Below are 18,829 nucleotides of genomic sequence, written 5' to 3' on the forward strand. Positions count from 1 at the left end.
CGCCATGGCGCACGCAAACTGCCGCGACCCGATGGACCCACCCGGAGCGCGAAGCCCATGCCCCACACCCCCCGCACCGCCAGCGCGGTATGCGATTGCAGCGACCCGGCCCAAAAGGTGGCTGTGATTCTGTACCCCAGCCTCGGCACGCCGCTGCTGCTCGCTGCGAGCCAGGAGAAATGCAGCCTGTTCATCGCCATGGCGTCGCTGGGGGTTGCCAATGCCGCGAACCGCCGCATCACGCTGGATGGACGCTCGCACATCTTCGCGATGGATGGCGACCCCGAAAAAACGGCGGCCGCGACGGTCTCGCGCCATCTGCGCCTTGTCGGCATGACGGGCCCCAAGCCCCCTGCCGACATCGGCATTGGCGAGCTCACCGGCGACGGCAAGGACTGCGCCACGGCCAAGAGCGCCATCAAGGTCTGGCGCGTCGGCCGCTTCGAAGCGGGAGCGCTCATCTACAACCAGAAAGGCGAGGTGTCCGCCACGCTCAGCCCGCAGGCTGTGAAGGCGTACGTCGAGGCGGGCTTTGCGGGTGGCTACGTCTACGAGGTCGAACTCGAGCTTGCAAAGCTGCGCGTCCAGCCCCGGGCTGACCGTTTCATGAGCTTTGCGTGGATGGTCGCGCCCACGAAGGCACAGAAGGCGAGCCTGCCGACGCTGTGCGCAGCGCCCACCGTTCACGCACAAGACCTTCTGGTCGAGTCTTTTCTGGTCTCGCAGGTCGAGAGCCCCGGCCACGCACACCAGGCCGCCAACGCCAATCACACGCGCAGGGGCCAGGAGACCTGCCTGGTCGAATACGACGTCGCGCAGACGGCGCGCAACGCACGCACGCTGGTGGCCAACGGGGCGCAGCGCCTTGCCGCATGGCACCCGGTCATTCGCCTGGGTGACGATGGCCCGCTGAAGCTCGGGCACCTCAGCGACGTTCACATCAACGTGCGGCACAACGCGCTGGCCAAGTCGCCCGCGCGCGTCATCGAAGACAGCCAGCATTCGCAGGGCCCCGTCGGTTCGCGCGTGTGCAACAGCTTCAATGCGCTGAAGGAGCTTTTCGACCGCGTCGGCGCCGGCGGCAAGCCGGACACCGCCCTGCTGCTGACCGGCGACCTGATCGACTTCAACCGCAACATCGATCCCGCGCAGGTGCCCGACGACATCGGCGGGCAGTGGAAGAAGTTCAACGTGCTGAACAACTTCAACACGCCGGGGCTCTATCCGCGCGGGCAGGACGACATGCTGGCCTTCAGCCTGGTGCGCTACGCGTACAACACCCTGAAGCTGCCCGTGTTCATGACCAGCGGCAACCACGAGGCCTACCTGCTGCCCTATGGCATCAGCCCCCGCATCAATGCCTGGGGCGCGGCCATGGGCGTGCTCGAAGACACGACCGACACGCTGGGCACGGACCGCTATGCGAAGGAGCGCGCCTTCGACCCCGTCGCGACGGTCGGGGTCGGCAGCGGTGCGCATGCCATCAGCAGGATCGGTCCGGTGGCCGACGCAGGGAGACGGGTCGTCAACGCGAACAAGAACCTGGACATCCAGGACCTCGCGCAGACCTACCGCGACTTCGACAGCGCCAGCCAATGGCACGACAACAAGGCCAACGAAGGCATCGCGGCCGACCACAACATGACCATCTACGAGGCCACGCTGGCCTACGGCCCCACCTACGCGCAGGCGCTCACGGGCAACAACTACGGCACCGCGCACTACGACTGGTTCCATGTGTTGTTCACCCCGCTCGAGGACGTGGTGGTCGCCCTGGCGGTGGAGCCCGACCGCAGCGGCCCGGCCACGCAAGTGATCGCGGCCTTGGGATGGGGCCAGGGAGAGAACTTCAAGAACCTGACGCTCAGCGGCATCGCCGTGACCGCGACCGACCGCCAGGGAACCGGCATATTGCCGCGCGCCAACCAATCGTTCAGCCTCCATCAGCTGGCCGTGCTCGACCAGGCCCGGCGCCACAAGCAGGCCAGCCCGCGTGCCAGCCTGACGGTGGCGACGCACTTCACCATCGTCAACTACGACGAGTTCGTGCCGTACTCGGCCAAGGGCGCGGAGGTTCGCTTCGTTCCGTCCAGCAGCCCCCTGGCCGCGCCGGGCCGGATGCAACCGGGCTTCAACCACGTCAACACCGGCACCTGCGAGATCAACCTCGACGCGTACTTCGCGCGCCACGTGTTCGTCGAGGGCGCGAACGCCGCGCGCGGAACCGACGCGGCAGGCACGACCAGCGCCGTCGACTGGCACTTCAGCGGCCACAGCCACCGCAGCGGCGTGTACGACGTGGCGTGGCGGCATCCGCCCCACGGCTCGCCGATGCTCGAAGTCACCCGGGCCAGGGACCCTGGCCTCCTGAAGAAGGGTGAAACGGTGAAAGCGCCTGCACGCGAGCGCACGCGCTTCATCGTCAGCAGCTGCGGCGGGCCCATCGGCAAGCAGAACCTCGAGCGCGAACTCGACGGCTGGACCTTGCGCCCGCCCGCCGGCACGCACCTGGACCCGCTGACGGGCCTCATCAGCCAGGTCAGCACCCAGCGTGCCAGCCGCAGCGCCGGCGCGCCGCTGAACGAAAAGCCGCGGCTGTGCGTCGCGCTGGACTACATGGCGGTGATGAGCCGCAACCCGGACAAGCACATCGTCGCGCCGCTGTCCTTCAAGTCGGTGGACCTGGGCGCCGGAGGCGGCCGCGTGCCGGTGGTGCTGAGCCGGACGATGGCGAAGCTGGATTGCATTGCGGGGGTGCGGATATGGGCGTTCGAAAAGTCTGGCGCGGGCCGTCACGCGACCAAGCGCTGGAACGCACTGACCCCGGTTTTTCACGTGAATGCGAAGAACCCTGCGCTCGAATTCACGGCCGAAGACTTGGCCGCCCTGGCGCGCGCCATCAACGCCAACGGAGGCAAAGCCATCGTGCAAGGCTTTTGCGAGGTGCTGCTCAAGCAGCCCACGGTCGGCGAGCACGACTGGAGCAAGGACATGGACTGCCTGGACCCCTGGGTGTTCCCGCTCGGCGTGCGAATGGGCGCGTCGAGCCTTGGTGTGCGCTCGTGGCACTTCTTTCGGCCAGCGCAGGAGCGCGGAGAAGTGCCGGACTGGAAGTTCCTCGCCACCCACTGCGAGAACAGAGGCTATGTGCCGGCGGCGGAAGTCATCACCGGCAAGAAGCAAGAACAACAACGGGACGCCGAGCAATGAAGCGCCGCGTCTTCACGACCGCCGCATTGCTCATCACGGCGTTCGCCGCGCCAACAACAGGGTTCGCCATGAGAAAAAACAACGTACGCACGCTCGACAAGAAATGGGCATACCTCCAGGACCCGGCCCTCCGAGCAAGGGAGACGGGCGATGCGGTTCTGGAGATCCGCGACGTCGAGGTGTCCGGCGTCAGCTTTGTCGATGCCTCATGGCGAAACATCAGGTTCGTCGATTGCGATTTCGTGGGGGCCTACGAGATCAAGGCAGACATGGAGGGCGTCGAGTTTTCGAACTGCCGATTCGCCGGGATATTCAATTTCGGGAAGCTCGTGAACGTCGACTTCCTGCGCTGCAGCGCCAGGGCCAACACCTTCGTCGTTGGCGGCGTGGCGAGCAAGGGCGTGCGCTTCGTGGACTGCAGCTTCACTGGCGTCGACCCCGACCCCAATCGCTGGGGCGGCATGGGGTCCTATGGCGAGACGGAGTTCACGCGTTGCAAGATGAAATGGACGAACGTCATCAGTGAGACGCGGCACATGATCGTCGGTTGCGACTTCGACACCGTCGACTGCAACGTCAGCAAGGACGGCGGCGGCTCCGACGTGTGGATCGAAAAATCAACGCTGCGCGGCATGTTCGACATGACGCCCGCGACGCTTCGTTCGCTCACCATCCGCGACACCGTGCTCGAAGAACTGACCCTCTCCGACGCAAAGGTCAAGGGCGACGTTCTCTTCGAGCGCGTCAAGGCGAGTTTCATCGATGCGAGCGTGGCTTCGGCTCGCAGTCTCACGGTCCGCGACAGTGAGATCCGGGGCAGCGGGCGGGATGTTTCTTTCGTCATGGCAATGGACAGCGCCCAGCAAGTCCTGCTCGAGAGAAGCAGCTTCGGCACGCCGATGACGATGAAGGTCAACCTGGGGCCGGGGCGTCCTCTGCAGGCCGATGAATGGAGTACGACACCGCTGAACGAACTGACGGTCATCCGCGATTGCAGCTTGCCGGTGGTGGACGCCTCGTGGCTTGAAACCCGGCATCTCCGTTTCGAGCGCAACACGATCGGCAGCCTGAACATTTCCCACGGCCGTATCGGCAAACTGGAACTAGTGGGGAACACCATCGCCCGCTCGGCCGATTTCACCCACACCCAGGCCAGGGAAAGCAACGTCCAGCTCTTCGCCAAAGGACAGGCCAAGCTCGAAGGCTCCAACATCAACAGGCAGGCGACTCGAATGCCGGGTGCCGTCATCAAAGGCAAATAGCCCGTATGCAACGTCGCCGATTTCTCATTGCCGGTGCAGCCGCATTCGGAACACTTTCATCATCAACGCGAGCCGGAAACACCGTGAGAAAAAAACGAAGGATCGACAGTCTCGGCAAGGCCTTTGCGTACCTGCAAGACCCCGAACTCCGCCGCAAGGAAACCGGCGACGCCTTGCTGACCATTGAAGACGCTGAAGTCCACGGCGTCCGATTCGAGGGGTTGGCGTGGCGAAACGTGCTGTTCAAGAATTGCGACTTCCTTGGCGCCTATGAAGTCAAGCTCGCATCGATGAGCGACTGCAGATTCAGCGGGTGCCGGTTCTCCGGCATCTTCGCCTGGGGCGTGCAGAAGTCGGTGCGCTTCAGCGATTGCGGCGTGGCCGGCGCTTCGCACCTGTGGGGTGCCGAAGGCAGCAGCGCGGTGGTGTACGAGCGATGCAATTTCATTGGAACCAGCGAAGACTCGAATCACTGGGGCAGCATCGGAAGCTACGGGGAAGCAGCGTTCGATGGCTGCAGAGGGAAGTGGTTCGGCGTGCTGGGGCACTCGGCACTGGTGATTCGAAACTGTGAGTTCGACTCGATGGAGTGCCCGATCGACGCGAGGGAATCGAACGGCATCGTCCCAAAAGTACAGATCATCGGGAGCAAGCTGAGGGGCAAGTTCGACTTGACTGCAAGCAACCTGCATTCGCTCGAAGTTATAGACACCGTGTTGGAAGAGCTCGATCTCACGGACGCCACCGTCAAGGAAACCATCCTCTTCGAACGCGTCAAAGGCGGCTACATCAACGCCTACGTCAAGGAAGCCGGGCGCCTCAGCGTGCGAAACAGCCAGATCTTCGGTAACGGCACAAAGGTCTTCGAGGCGTACGCCGGCGGAATCCGGGCCATCGACATCGACAACGTCGTGTTCGGCGGCGACCTCGCCACCGAACCCGTCACCATCGCCGGCGGCACGGGCCTCGACCTGGCCAACGTGCGAGCGCGCGTCAACGACAGCGTCGTCATTCAAGCGAGCAAGGTGCCGCGTTTGAACACGCACCATATCCACACTTCGCTGTTCCAGATGCAGGGCTGCACGCTGGACAGCCTGGTGCTTTCGAACAGCCGCATCGCCCGGCTGGAACTCGCCGCCAACACCATCGCCCGCTCGGTCGATTTCACCAACACCCAAGCCAGGGAAAGCAAGGTCCAGCCCTTCGCCAAAGGACAGGTCAAGCTCGAAGGTTCCAACATCAAGCCCCGCTGAAAGACGCGAGGAGCCCCTTCGACATCAACACGCAGGCGATTCCAACCCCACCGCCTGTTCCTCCCCACGCCCTTCCCGCCGCAAGAACAGAAACACCACCAGCGCCGTCAGCACCGTCACTCCCGCCAGCACGCACAGCAAGCTACCGAACGCCGCGCCGTACGCCTGCAGCAGCGCCGCGCGGTCCACATCCGGCAGCAGGGCCAATGCCTGCGACAAGTCCCCCGTCGTCATGCGTTGCGCCGCCTGTGACACTGCCTGCGGGCCCGCGGCCGAATGCCCCAGTCGCCCCGCCACCAGCGCCGTGAGCCCCGCGCCCACCAGCGCCAGCGCGATGCCCTCGCCCGCCACCCGCACGGTGTTGAAGATGCCCGACGCCATGCCCGCCCGCTCGCGCGGCACCACGCTCACGGCCAGCCCGTCCATCAGCCCCCACGGCAGGCCGATGCCCGCGCCGATGAGCAGCAGCGCACCCGCCAGTTCATGCAGCGGCGCACCGGGCGCGCAGCGGCTCAGCCACGCCAGCCCGGCCGCGCACACCAGCAGTCCCACCGCCGAGATCGCGCCCGCCGAGAACCGGTGCGCCAGCCATGCGGCCAATGTCGGCACCACCAGGATCGGCCCCGACAGCGCGAACATGAAGCTGCCCGCCTCCAGCGCGCTGCGCCCTTCCAGCCCGATGAAGCGAATCGGCAGCAGCACCAGCAACACGACAAAACCGTAGGCCGGCGCGGCGGCCAGCAGCTGCACGCCGACAAAGCGCGGAAAACGGAACAGCGACAGGTCGAGCATCGGGTGCGCCACGCGCCGCTCGATGGCGATGAAGGCCGCGCCCATCAGCGCCGCGCCGGCCAGCAAGCCCACCACCCACGGGCTGCCCCAGCCGCTTTCTGGCGCCTGCAGCACGCCCAGCGTGAGCAGGCTCAGCGCGGTGGTAAAGCTCAGGGTGCCGGGCCCGTCGAGCCCCATGGCGTTCGGGTTGCGCGACTCGCGCATGCTGGGTGCGGCAATGCACAGCGCCACGAGGCTGGCCGCGCCGGGGCTCAGCATGACGGCCTGCCAGCCGAAGCGCTCGGCCAGCCAGCCCGACAGGATGGCGCCGCACGACAGCCCCACGCCGAACGAGGTGCCGATGGCGCTGAACGCCCGCATGCGCGCCGGGCCGTCGAACACCTGCGCCAGCGCCGCCGTGCCCGCGGCGAAGGCGGCCGCCGAGCCCAGGCCCTGCAAGGCGCGCACGAGGTCGAAGGCCACGATGCCCGGCGCCAGCGTGAGCAGCGACGCGCTCAGCGCCACCACCGCCAGCCCGAGCAGGAACACGCGCTTGCGCCCGTAGGCGTCGGCCAGCGCGCCGGCGGCCATCAGCGTGGCGCCGAAGCTCAGCATGAAGGCGTTGGTCACCCAGTTGAGCTGCACCGGGCTGCCGCCGAGCGCCGAGTGCACGGCGGGCAGCACCACCGCCGGGCCGGTGAAGCTCAGCGGCATGCCCAGCGCGGCAAGGCAGACGGCGGCGAGCAGCCAGTTCCTGGAAGACGTTGACGACAGGGACGAAGACATCGAGGACATCGCGGGTGCTTTCACGCAAAAACGAAAGCACGAAGATAAAAAGGATTGAATGAAATCAAAATAGCCGCGACGATCCTCAGACTCCCAACCAAAGGTTGCCAATATGGACAGCTTCGCCGGCCTTGAATCCTTCGTGCGCGCCGCCGACCTGCTGAGCTTCGCCAAGGCCGGGCGGCTGCTGGGCATCTCGGCCTCCGCCGTGGGCAAGAACGTGGCGCGGCTCGAGCAGCAGCTCGGCGTGCGCCTGTTCAACCGCACCACGCGCCACACGCGGCTCACGCAGGAAGGCGCGCTGTTCCACGAGCGCTGCCGCCGCATCCTCGACGAGCTGGACGATGCGCGCGCCATGATGCAGGACGCCATCGCCGCACCGCGCGGCAGACTGCGCGTGAGCCTGCCGACCATCGGCTACCGCTTCCTGCTGCCGGTGCTGCCGGCCTTCAAGGCGCGCTACCCCGAGATCGAGCTCGACCTCGACTTCAACGACCGCCTGGTCGACGTGATCGCCGAGGGCGTCGACGTGGCCATCCGCAGCGGCGAGCTGGTCGACTCGCAACTGGTCGCGCGCCGGCTGGGGCCGTTCCAGTTCGTGCTGGTGGCCTCGCCGGCCTACCTGGCGCGCCAGGGCGTGCCGCAGGTGCCGGCCGACCTCGCGCGGCACGCCTGCCTGCGCTACAAGTTCGTCACCGGCGGCAAGGTCGAGGAATGGGACCTGCCCGGCCTGCCCGAGCGCCTGCCGCCCGGCCTGCTGTGCAACAACATGGAGGCGATGCTGGGCGCGGCCATCGCGGGGCTGGGCGTGGCCTACATGCCCGACTTCCTGGCGCGCGACTCGCTGGCGCGCGGCGAACTGCAGCGCGTGCTGGCCGCGCACCTTGTGCGCCAGGGGCAGTTCTCGGCGCTGTGGCCGTCGAGCCGGCAGCTTTCGCCCAAGGTGCGGGCGTTCGTCGATTTCGCGGGCGAGCACATGTTCAAGGAAACCGTCGAAGACGCTGCCACCGGCCAAATTACGAAATAAGCTCTCAAGTTTCCACCGGCCCTGCCGATAAAACGAAGATGCTGCCTCCCAACGCCTCCCCGGACCCCCAGGCGTTCGCGACCGAAAACCTCGGGCTTTCCCCGCTCATCGGCTCGCTCAGCCATGCGCTGGACCTCACCTCGGGCCAGCCCCGGGGCCACGCGGTGCGCTCCTGCTGGATCGGCATGAACATCGGCCGCCAGCTCGGGCTGGACGAGCTGGCGCTGCGCGACGTGTACTACACCGTGCTCCTGAAGGACCTGGGCTGCAGCAGCAATGCGGCGCGCATTTCCGAGCTGTACCTTACCGACGACCTGCGCTTCAAGCGCGACCTCAAGCAGGTCGGCGACAGCTGGCCGCGCATGCTGCGCTTCGTCTTCACCCACACGGGCGCCAAGGCCAGCCTGCCGGCGCGGCTGCGCAGCCTGATGAACGTGCTGCGCAACGGCCCGCAGATTGCCGACGAGCTGATGCGCACGCGCTGCACGCAGGGCGCCGCCATCGCGCGACAGCTGCGCTTCAGCGAAGCGGTGCAGCACGGCATTGCCAGCCTGCACGAGCATTGGGACGGCAGCGGCCGCCCGCAGCAGCGCCGGGGCGACGCCATTCCGCTGACCGCGCGCGTCGCGCTGCTGGCGCAGGCGGTCGACGTGCACCACACGGCGGGGCATGCGCCGCTGGCCATTCACGAGGCGCGCTCCCGCGCGGGCAGCTGGTTCGACCCGTCGCTGGTGGCCGCCTTCGACCACGTGGCGCTCGACCCGCTGTTCTGGCACCGGCTGGCATCGCCGGCGCTGGAGGCCCGCGTGTTCGCCATGGAGCCCGCCAGGGGCCGGGTCGCGGTGGACGACGACTACCTCGACGACATCGCCGAGGCCTTCGGGCAGGTGGTGGACGGCAAGAGCCCGTTCACGAGCGGCCACAGCGCGCGCGTGGCCGGCAACGTGGACGGCATTGCCCAGCACTTCGGCCTTGCGCCCGCGCGCCGGCGCTGGCTGCGCCGCGGCGCGCTGCTGCACGACGTGGGCAAGCTCGGCGTGAGCAACGCGGTGCTCGACAAGCCCGGCAAGCTCGACAGCGCCGAGTTGGCCGCCATGAAGCGGCATGCCCAGCACACCGAGGCGATCCTCTCGCGCGTGGGCGCCTTCGGCGACCTCGGGCGCGTGGCGGCGGCCCACCACGAGCGGCTCGACGGCACGGGCTACCCGCGCGGGCTGAAGGCGCCGCAGATTCCGCTGGAGACACGCATCATCACGGCCGCCGACATCTTCGACGCGCTGTGCGCCAGCCGCCCGCACCGCGCGGCGATGCCGGTGGCCCAGGCGCTCTCGGTGATGGCCGCGAGCGTGGGCACGGCGATCGACCCGGCCTGCTTCGATGCGCTGCAGCGCATCGTCGCCTGACGGGTCAGGCCGGCTCGACCACAGCCGCCGGGGCGGTTGCGGGCACCGGGGCTGCAGGCGCAGGGGCGCGTGCAGGCACCGGCGCTGCAGCGGCAGCGGCAGCGGCAGCGGCAGCCGATGCAGTGTTGTCAGCCGCTAGTCTGCTCAACGCCAGCGCCACCGTCAGCGGGTACAGCGTGCGCGCGTCGCCCTCGGCGGTGTTGCTCACGGTGGTGCCACCGGCCTCGGTCATGCAGGCCGTGCGCACCGCGTCGAGCCGGTGCGTGGGCACCATGAACGGCGAGTGCGTGGTGTAGAGGATCTGGTTGCCGAAGTCGTTCTCGAAATGCGCCAGCAGGTCGGCCTGCGAGTGGGCGTGCAGGTGCAGGCCGGGCTCGTCCAGCAGCAGCACGGCGGCTTGCACCGCGCCCTGGGTGCCGCCCTGGCGGTCGGCCTTTGTGTCGGCCCGGGTGTCCGCGAAGAACGCGATGTAGAACGCGAAGAACCACTGGAAGCCGCGGCTGCGCTCGTCGAGGTTCACTTCCACCTCGTAGGCGTCGTCGGGGTCGGACACCAGCGTGTCCAGGTGCTGGCCGTCGAGGTTGAAGCGCACCTTCAGCGGCCGGTCCTTCCACAGCCGGCGGATCTGCGCCGTCACCACCGCGCCGGCGCGGTTGACCAGCTGGTTGCGCGTGGCCAGGTCGTTCTTCTCGAGCAGCGCCTGCAGCTGGCGCGGGTCGAGCCCCGCCACCTTGCACAGCTTGCCGAAGCTGCGCTGCGCGGGCGTGCGCTGGCCCCAGCCTTCGCGGCCCAGGTACTCGGCGATGTTCTGGCGACCGGGCAGCGCGGGGTATTCGTCGACGTAGACGAAGCGCGGCAGCTGCTGCAGCACCCAGGCCTGGGCGCGGGCCAGCGCGGGCGCGTCGTTGGCGATGGCCAGGGCCATGTCCTCCAGCTCGCCCAGCATCTGCTCCTGCTTGTCGCTGAGCTCGGCGCCGGCCACGGCCAGCGCCTTGCGCAGCGCCTGCGCCGCCTGCACCGCGCCGGCGGACCAGCGGATGTAGTCGGGGCTCATGATCATCGCGGCGTCGAAGGTGTCGGCCTCCTGCTCGAGCAGGGCCTTGGCTTCTTCGGCGACCTTCTCCGCGGCGGCCTTCACGGCCGGCACGATCTTGCGCACCTTGGCCTTGATGTCGCTCACGTCCAGCGACAGCGCCGCCAGGCCTTCGAGCCCGGCCTGGCGCACCGCGGCGTAGCCCCGGCTCGCGGTGACGTGGCGCACGCCGGCCGCGCGCGGCAGCATCTCGGCGAGCACGGCCTGCTCGGCCTCGTCCAGCGCCCAGCGCGTGAACACCACCGGCGTGTCGCCCGTGCACTCGTCGAGGCGGCGGTGCCGCGGAAAGTCCTTGATGGGGCTGAGTTCGGCCAGGCCCTCGGTGGGGTTCAGGCTGTGGAGCGCGCGCAGCAGGTTCGACTTGCCGCTGTCATTTCGACCGAGGATCGCCGTGATCTGCGAGGAATGGATGAGGCCGCTGTCGTTGATCGAGCGAAAGTTGGTGATCTGGAATGACGCCAAGCGCATGCAGGGGTTTCTTTTCTGAATTGGATACGGGGTCGGGGAATGTATTGCATCCCCGGCCCCGTACAGCCCCGACCGCCGCCCCGGCGCAGAAAAAAATTACTCGGCCGCGCGCCGCAGCGTGTCCACCACCGGGCGGCGCAGCACGTCGCGCAGGCCCCACCATCCGGCGCCCAGCGCCAGCACGGCGCCGGCCAGCGCGCCGGCCACCGGCACCAGCGGAGAAGCGGTCCAGGTGAACTCGAACACATAGCGCGCCAGCGCCCAGCCGATCACCGAGGCCACGATGCTTGCCAGGAAGCCCGCGAGCAGCCCCACGCCCGCCAGCTCGGCGCGCTGCACCTGGCGCAGCAGGCTGGCGCGCGCGCCCACCGCGCGCATCACCGCGAACTCGCGCGCGCGTTCTTCGCGCGTGGCCGTCACGGCCGCGAACAGCACCACCAGCCCGGCCGCCAGCGTGAAGCCGAACAGGAACTCGACCGCGCGAATCACCTGGTCGAGCACGCGCTGCACCTGGTTGATGGTGGCGCTCATGTCCACGTTGGTCACGTTGGGGTAGCTGCGCACCAGCGCGTTGTCGAAGCCACGCGTCTCGGGCGCGCGGAAGGCGCCCATGTAGGTCACCGGCACGTCGGCCAGCGAGGCCACCGTGTACATCACGAAGAAGTTGGCGTGCAGCGAACCCCAGTCGACCTTGCGCAGCGAGGTGACGCGCGCGTCGTTCTGCATGCCGCCGATGTCGAAGCGCAGCGTGTCGCCCAGCTTCAGGCCCAGCGTTTCGGCCAGGCCCTCTTCCACGCTCACCTCGCCGGCCGCGCCGGGCGTCCACTTGCCGGCCGTGATGGCGTTGTGCTCGGGCGCCTGCACCGCGTTGCTCAGGTTGAACTCGCGGTCGACCAGGCGCTTGGCGCGGTCTTCGGCGTAGTCGTCGGGCGTTACCGGCTTGTCGTTGATGGCGACCAGGCGGCCGCGAATCATCGGGTACCAGTCGAACTTGCCCACGCCCGCGTCGCGCAGCGACTTCTGGAAGGCGTCGCTCTGGTCGGGCATGACGTTGATGACGAAGCGGTTCGGCGCGTCGGGCGGCGTGGCCTGGCGCCAGCTGGCCACCAGGTCGGTGCGCAGCAGCACCAGCAGCACCAGCGCCAGCAGGCCCACCGACAGCGCGCTGACCTGCACCACCGCGTAGGCCGGCCGCGCCGAGATCTGCCGCGTGGCCAGCACCAGCCAGCGCGGCGCGGTGGTTTCGTTCACGCTGCGGCGCAGCACCTTCACCGCCAGCCAGCTCAAGAGCGCGAACACGGCCACCGCGCCGGCGAAGCCGCCGACCGCGATCAGCCCCAGCTTGATGTCGCTGCTGGCCGCCATCAGCAAGGCCGCGAAGCCCGCCACGCCCACGCCCAGCACCGCGAGCGAGGCCGGCTTGAGCCCGCCCACGTCGCGCCGGATGACGCGCAGCGGCGGCACCTTGGCCAGCTGCAGCACCGGCGGCAGGCCGAAGGCGAACAGCAGCGTCAGCCCCATGCCCAGGCCGAAGGCCACCGGCCACAGCGTGGCGGCCGGCAGCGCCGTTTCGACCAGCCCGGCCAGCAGCAGCACGAACACGTAGTGCACCGCGAAGCCGATGGCCACGCCCAGCCCGCTGGCCACCAGGCCGATGACCGCGAACTCGAACGAATAGGCCATCGCGATGGTGCGCTGGCTCTGGCCCAGCACGCGCAGCATGGCGCAGTCGTCCAGGTGGCTGGCCGCGAAGCCGCGCGCGGCCAGCGCCACGGCCACGGCCGACAGCAGCGCCGCCAGCAGCGCCACCAGGCTCAGGAATTTCTCTGCGCGGTCGAGCGTCTGGCGCATTTCGGGGCGGCCGCCCTCGAAGGAGTCGAGCCGCACGCCGCGCAGCTCGCCCTTCTTGATGGAGGCCTCGGCCCAGTCGGTGAAGCGCTTCACCGCCAGGTCGTTGCCGGCCACCGCATAGCGGTAGCCCACGCGGCTGGCCGGCTGCACGAGCGCGGTGCGCGCCACGTCGGCCTGGTTGAGCATGACGCGCGGCGAGAAGCTCATGAAGCCCGCGCCCCGGTCGGGCTCCAGCGTGATCACGCGGCCCACGCGCAGGCCGGTGTCGCCCAGCAGCAATGTGTCGCCCACCTTCAGGCCCAGCGAGTCGAGCAGCGAGGCATCGACCCACACCTCGCCGGCCGGCGGAATGTCGCGCGTCACCGCGCCCGCGCCGTCCAGCGTGGTCGAGGTCTGCAGGCTGCCGCGCAGCGGGTAGCCGGTCGCCACCGCCTTCAGCGCCACCAGCTTGCTGGCGCCGCCTTGGGCTTCTTCGGCCCGCGCCATGGTCGGAAAGCCGTAGGTGCCCGTGCCTTCCAGGCCCAGCGATTTCGCCTGCGCCACGAAGGCCTCGGGCGTGGGGTTGTCGCTGACCACCACCGCGTCGCCGCCCAGCAGCTGGCGCGCATCGCGCTTCAGCCCGCCCTGCAGGCGGTCAGCGAAGAAGCCGACGGCCGTGAGCGCGGCCACGGCCAGCAGCACGGCAACGATCAACAGGCGCAACTCGCCGGCGCGCAGGTCGCGCCAGAGCGTGCGCCAACCCAGGCGGAGGGAGGCATTCATGGCCGCGACGATAGCCGAGAGCCCCGCACACGGCGGCATCCAAGGGTTATTGCCAAGCGATTGCAGGCCTTGGCCTACTTGATCGCACCGGGGCACTGCCGCATGATGCAAAAAACACCTTGCGGCACCCACGGGGCCTCGTCTTGCCGGCGCAGCGGGTGAACAGAACAACATTCCACTGCCTGGCCATCCTTTCCCCGAAGGAGTGTCGATGCCGAGAAGTCAGCGCCTGCCAACCCTGGGCCCCTGCCTTGCAGCGTGCCTGGCCCTGGGCCTCCTGCTGAGCGCCTGCGACCCCAAGCCAACTGCGACGGCCACTTCCACTTCCAGCCCCACGGCGAAGGCGCCCGAAGCCTCCGCGGGCCAGTCCGGCGCCAGCCCGAGCGGCATCAAGCCCGCCGACTCCGGCGACAAGGTCGACGAATCCACCGCCCACAAGGGCCCTTCCGAAGGCGGCGCGGCCGTCGGCGGCATGAGCGGGCCGAACGGGGGCGGCGCGGCAGGCGGTGCGGCGCCCGCGCCGAGCGGCGGCGACGGCACGGCGCCGAAGTAGCTGCACACCAAGAGAACAAGAGAACCCAGCCCCAGTTTCCCCACGCAAAGAAGAAGCTCCCGATGAAACACCCCACTTCAGCGATGCAGGAGGTCAGGTCATGGACATGAACCGCCGGCAATTCTTCCGCGTCAGCAGCGCGGGGCTGGTCGGCTCCAGCATCGTGGCGCTCGGCTTCTCGCCGACCGCCGCGCTGGCCGAGGCCCGCAACTTCAAGCTCGCGCGCACCACCGAGACGCGCAACACCTGCCCCTACTGCTCGGTGGGCTGCGGGCTCATCATGTACAGCCTGGGCGACAAGGCGAAGAACGTGGTGTCCGACATCCTGCACATCGAGGGCGACGCCGACCACCCCGTCAACCGCGGCACGCTGTGCCCCAAGGGCGCGGGCCTGCTCGACTTCGTGCACAGCCCCAACCGCCTGAAGTACCCCGAAGTGCGCGAGGCCGGCAGCATGGAGTGGAAGCGCATCGGCTGGGACGACGCGCTCGACCGCATCGCCAGGCTGCTCAAGGCCGACCGCGACGCCAACTTCCAGACCACCAACGCCGACGGCAAGACCGTCAACCGCTGGACCAGCTCCGGCATGCTGTGCGCGTCGGCCTCCTCCAACGAAACGGGCTACATCACCCACAAGGCATTCCGCTCGACCGGAATGCTGGTGTTCGACAACCAGGCACGCGTCTGACACGGACCCACGGTGGCCAGTCTGGCCCCGACGTTCGGCAGAGGCGCAATGACCAACCACTGGCAGGACATCCAGAACGCGGACGTCGTGCTGATCATGGGCGGCAACGCGGCGGAGGCGCACCCCTGCGGCTTCAAGTGGGTGATCGAGGCCAAGAAGCAGAACAAGGCGCGCCTGGTGGTGGTCGACCCGCGCTTCACGCGCTCGGCCGCCATGGCCGACTACTACGCGCCGGTGCGCGCGGGCTCGGACATCGCGTTTCTCGCGGGGGTCATCAACTATCTGCTGAGCAACGAGAAGATCCAGACCGAGTACGTGCGCAACTACACCAACGCGCCGTTCATCGTGGGGCCCGACTACAAGTTCGAGGACGGCATCTTCAGCGGCTACAACGCCGAGAAGCGCAACTACGACCCCAAGTCGTGGAACTACGCGCTCGACGACGCCGGCATGGCGAAGGTCGACATGACCATGCAGGACCCGCAGTGCGTGCTGCAGGTCATGAAGCGCCACTACGCGCGCTACACGCCCGAGATGGTGAGCCGCATCACGGGCACGCCGCAGGACAAGTTCCTGAAGGTGTGCGAGTACATCGCGAGCACCAGCACGTCCACGCGCACCATGACCATCATGTACGCGCTGGGCTGGACGCAGCACAGCCAGGGCTCGCAGATGATCCGCACCGGCGCCATCGTGCAGCTGCTGCTGGGCAACATCGGCGTGGCCGGCGGCGGCATGAACGCGCTGCGCGGGCACAGCAACATCCAGGGGCTGACCGACCTGGGGCTGCTGTCGAACTCGCTGCCGGGCTACATGTCGCTGGCGCGTGACAGCGAGCAGACGCTGGAGGACTACTACAAGACCCGCGCCCTGAAGCCGCTGCGCCCCAACCAGATGAGCTACTGGCAGAACTACCCGAAGTTCTTCGTCAGCATGCAGAAGTCGTGGTGGGGCGACGCGGCCACCGCGCAGAACGAGTGGGGCTTTCACTACCTGCCCAAGATCGACAAGCTCTACGACGTGCTGCAGGCCTTCGAGCTGATGAACCTGGGCAAGCTCAACGGCTACATCTGCCAGGGCTTCAACCCGGTGGGTTCGTTCCCGGACAAGAAGAAGATCGTCGACGGGCTCTCCAAGCTCAAGTTCCTGGTCACCATCGACCCGCTGGTGACCGAGACCAGCGAGTTCTGGCGCAACTTCGGCGAGTTCAACGACGTGAAGACGGCCGACATCCAGACCACGGTGTTCCGCCTGCCGTCGACCTGCTTCGCGGAAGAAGACGGCTCGCTCACCAACTCCAGCCGCTGGCTGCAGTGGCACTGGAAGGGCGCGGAGCCGCCCGGCGAGGCCAAGGGCGACATCGAGATCGTGGCGAGCCTGTTCAACCGCATGCGCCAGGCCTACATCAAGGACGGCGGCGCGTACCCCGACCCGATCGTCAAGCTGACCTGGCCCTACAAGATTCCCGACTCGCCTTCCGCGCAGGAACTGGCGATGGAATACAACGGCCGCGCGCTCACCGACCTGCTCGACGCCAAAGACCCGAGCAAGCCGCCGACCGCGAAAGCCGGCGAGCAGCTCTCGGGCTTCGGCCTGCTGCGCGACGACGGCAGCACCGCCAGCGGCTGCTGGATCTACAGCGGCGCGTGGACGCAGGCCGGCAACCAGATGGCGCGCCGGGACAACGCCGACCCGTACGGCATCGGCCAGGCGCTGAACTGGGCGTGGGCCTGGCCGGCGAACCGGCGCATCCTGTACAACGGCGCCTCCACCGACCCGACCACGGGCAAGCCCTGGATCGCCAGGCGCAAGCTGATCGCGTGGGACGGCAAGCAGTGGACCGGCTCGGACATTCCCGACATCCGCCCCGACGCCAACCCGATGGAGGCCGACGCGGTACGCCCCTTCATCATGACGGCCGAGGGCGTGGCGCGGCTCTTCGCGCCCACGGGCATGGCCGAAGGGCCGCTGCCGGAGCACTACGAGCCCTTCGAGTCGCCGCTGGTGAACAACCTGATGCACCCGAACAACGCGGTGGCGCGCGCCAACCCGGCGGCGCGCATCTTCAAGGGCGACCTCGAGCGGCTGGGCGTGCCGGCGGACTTTCCGTACGTGGCCACCAGCTACCGGCTGACCGAGCACTTCCACTACTGGACGAAGAACGTGCGCACCTCGGCCATCATCCAGCCGCAGCAGTTCGTGGAGATCGGCGAGGAGCTCGCGAAGGACAAGGGCATCGCGCACGGCGACATGGTCAAGGTGTGGAGCAAGCGCGGCCACATCAAGGCGGTGGCGGTGGTGACCAAGCGCATCGTCGGGCTGCAGGTGGACGGGCGCACGGTGCACACCGTGGGGCTGCCCAACCACTGGGGCTTCGTGGGCATCGCGAAGCCGGGGTACCTGGTGAACACGCTCACGCCGTTCGTGGGGGATGCGAACACGCAGACGCCGGAGTACAAGTCGTTCACCGTGAATATCGAGAAGGCGTGAGATGAAGCACAGCCCTCAGTTCACACATGGCATCACCCTGACTTGCTCCCTCTCCCGCGTGCGGGAGAGGGCGGGGGTGAGGGCCGGCGGCCATGGTTCGACCCGAGGCGCCTGCGAGGCCGCAGCCCTCACCCTAGCCCTCTCCCCGCAACGGGAGAGGGGACAACACGAAGACCGGAGCCGCTGATGTCCTCCCTCCAGACCCTCGACATCGCCGCCCGCTCGGCCACCACCACGCCCTCGCCCGACATCCGCCACCGGCCGCAGGTGCAGGAAGTGGCCAAGCTCATCGACGTGTCCACCTGCATCGGCTGCAAGGCCTGCCAGGTCGCGTGCATGCAATGGAACGACCTGCGCGACGAGGTCGGCACCAACCACGGCACCTACGACAACCCGGTCGACCTCACGCCTTCGTCATGGACGGTGATGAAGTTCTCCGAGGTCGAGCCCGAGGCCGGCAAGCTCGAGTGGCTCATCCGCAAGGACGGCTGCATGCACTGCGACGACCCCGGCTGCCTGAAGTCGTGCCCCTCGCCGGGTGCCATCGTCAAGTACGCCAACGGCATCGTCGACTTCATCAGCGAGCATTGCGTGGGCTGCGGCAACTGCGTCACCGGCTGCCCCTTCGACGTGCCGCGCATCAGCAAGGCCGACAACAAGGCCTACAAGTGCTCGCTGTGCTCCGACCGCGTGGGCGTGGGCCTGGAGCCGGCCTGCGTCAAGGCCTGCCCGACCGGCGCGCTGCACTTCGGCACCAAGGAAGACATGCACGAGTACGCCTCGGAGCGCATCGTCGACCTGAAGGACCGCGGCTTCGCCAACGCCGGCGTGTACGACCCGGCCGGCGTGGGCGGCACCCACGTGATGTACGTGCTGCAGCACGCCGACCGCCCGGGCCTGTACGCCGGCCTGCCCAAGGACCCGCGCATCAGCCCGCTGGTGTCGCTGTGGAAGGGCGTGGCCAAGCCGCTGGCCATGGTCGCGATGATCGGCGCGGTGGTCGGCAGCTTCTTCCACTACATGAAGGCCGGCCCCATCGAGCCGAAGGAAGACCACCCCGACGCCGACCGCGACGGCCGGCCCGACGACGTGATGGTGATCGAGGCACCGCCGCCGGTGCGCCCGGGGGAGCCCCCGCCCCCTTGGGCCACGACGCCCGCGACGCCCGTGACAGCGCCGCCGCCCCCACTGCCCCGTGCATGAGGAGAACGC

At 68.3% G+C, this 18,829-nt stretch carries 11 protein-coding genes; 8 read left to right on the forward strand and 3 right to left on the reverse strand.

Annotated features, from left to right (window positions below):
* Window positions 1-57 precede the first annotated feature (57 nt).
* The 3 genes from AB6807_RS22675 to AB6807_RS22685 all read left to right on the forward strand — a co-directional run bounded on the left by AB6807_RS22675 (window position 58) and on the right by AB6807_RS22685 (window position 5,725).
* Complete coding sequence (locus AB6807_RS22675; RefSeq protein ID WP_371086314.1) at window positions 58-3,210, forward strand: metallophosphoesterase; 3,153 nt, start codon at window positions 58-60, stop codon at window positions 3,208-3,210.
* Entirely contained in the window at window positions 3,207-4,472 is a 1,266-nt protein-coding gene (locus AB6807_RS22680; protein ID WP_371086315.1) for a pentapeptide repeat-containing protein, read from the forward strand. The genes AB6807_RS22675 and AB6807_RS22680 overlap by 4 nt, the downstream gene beginning before the upstream one ends.
* Window positions 4,473-4,555: 83 nt before the next feature.
* The gene (locus tag AB6807_RS22685) at window positions 4,556-5,725 is read left to right on the forward strand and encodes a hypothetical protein (protein ID WP_371086316.1); all 1,170 of its coding nucleotides are present in this window, start codon (window positions 4,556-4,558) and stop codon (window positions 5,723-5,725) included.
* 24 nt (window positions 5,726-5,749) lie between these two features.
* Here the strand turns inward: AB6807_RS22685 and AB6807_RS22690 are convergent, their stop codons facing one another.
* A complete protein-coding gene (locus tag AB6807_RS22690; RefSeq protein ID WP_371086317.1) occupies window positions 5,750-7,282 on the reverse strand; it encodes an MFS transporter in 1,533 nt (510 codons plus the stop codon).
* Window positions 7,283-7,394: 112 nt separating this feature from the next.
* Between AB6807_RS22690 and AB6807_RS22695 the strand changes: the two genes are divergently transcribed.
* Window positions 7,395-8,309, forward strand: a complete 915-nt coding sequence (locus AB6807_RS22695) for a LysR family transcriptional regulator (protein WP_116910903.1) — start codon at window positions 7,395-7,397, stop codon at window positions 8,307-8,309.
* A 38-nt stretch (window positions 8,310-8,347) separates the two neighbouring features.
* On the forward strand, window positions 8,348-9,712 hold the full coding sequence (locus tag AB6807_RS22700) for an HD-GYP domain-containing protein (protein WP_371086318.1): 1,365 nt from the start codon (window positions 8,348-8,350) through the stop codon (window positions 9,710-9,712).
* Between the two features lie 4 nt (window positions 9,713-9,716).
* On the opposite strand, the gene AB6807_RS22705 is transcribed toward AB6807_RS22700, so the two are convergent.
* A complete protein-coding gene (locus AB6807_RS22705; RefSeq protein WP_371086319.1) occupies window positions 9,717-11,273 on the reverse strand; it encodes an AAA family ATPase in 1,557 nt (518 codons plus the stop codon).
* Window positions 11,274-11,369: 96 nt separating this feature from the next.
* Window positions 11,370-13,886 (reverse strand): ABC transporter permease, encoded by a 2,517-nt coding sequence (locus AB6807_RS22710; protein ID WP_371086320.1) that lies wholly within the window; start codon window positions 13,884-13,886, stop codon window positions 11,370-11,372.
* A gap of 211 nt (window positions 13,887-14,097) precedes the next feature.
* Here AB6807_RS22710 and AB6807_RS22715 point away from each other — a divergent pair, with 211 nt between their 5' ends.
* From AB6807_RS22715 to fdxH, 3 genes are all read left to right on the forward strand, one after another.
* Window positions 14,098-14,439 (forward strand): hypothetical protein, encoded by a 342-nt coding sequence (locus tag AB6807_RS22715; protein WP_116910899.1) that lies wholly within the window; start codon window positions 14,098-14,100, stop codon window positions 14,437-14,439.
* 100 nt (window positions 14,440-14,539) lie between these two features.
* Window positions 14,540-17,617 (forward strand): formate dehydrogenase-N subunit alpha, encoded by a 3,078-nt coding sequence (gene fdnG, locus AB6807_RS22720; protein WP_371086321.1) that lies wholly within the window; start codon window positions 14,540-14,542, stop codon window positions 17,615-17,617.
* Window positions 17,618-17,803: 186 nt separating this feature from the next.
* Window positions 17,804-18,820 (forward strand): formate dehydrogenase subunit beta, encoded by a 1,017-nt coding sequence (gene fdxH / locus AB6807_RS22725; protein WP_371086322.1) that lies wholly within the window; start codon window positions 17,804-17,806, stop codon window positions 18,818-18,820.
* The last annotated feature ends 9 nt before the right edge of the window (window positions 18,821-18,829 follow it).

Source organism: Variovorax sp. RCC_210, from assembly GCF_041355175.1.
Classification (GTDB): domain Bacteria; phylum Pseudomonadota; class Gammaproteobacteria; order Burkholderiales; family Burkholderiaceae_C; genus Variovorax.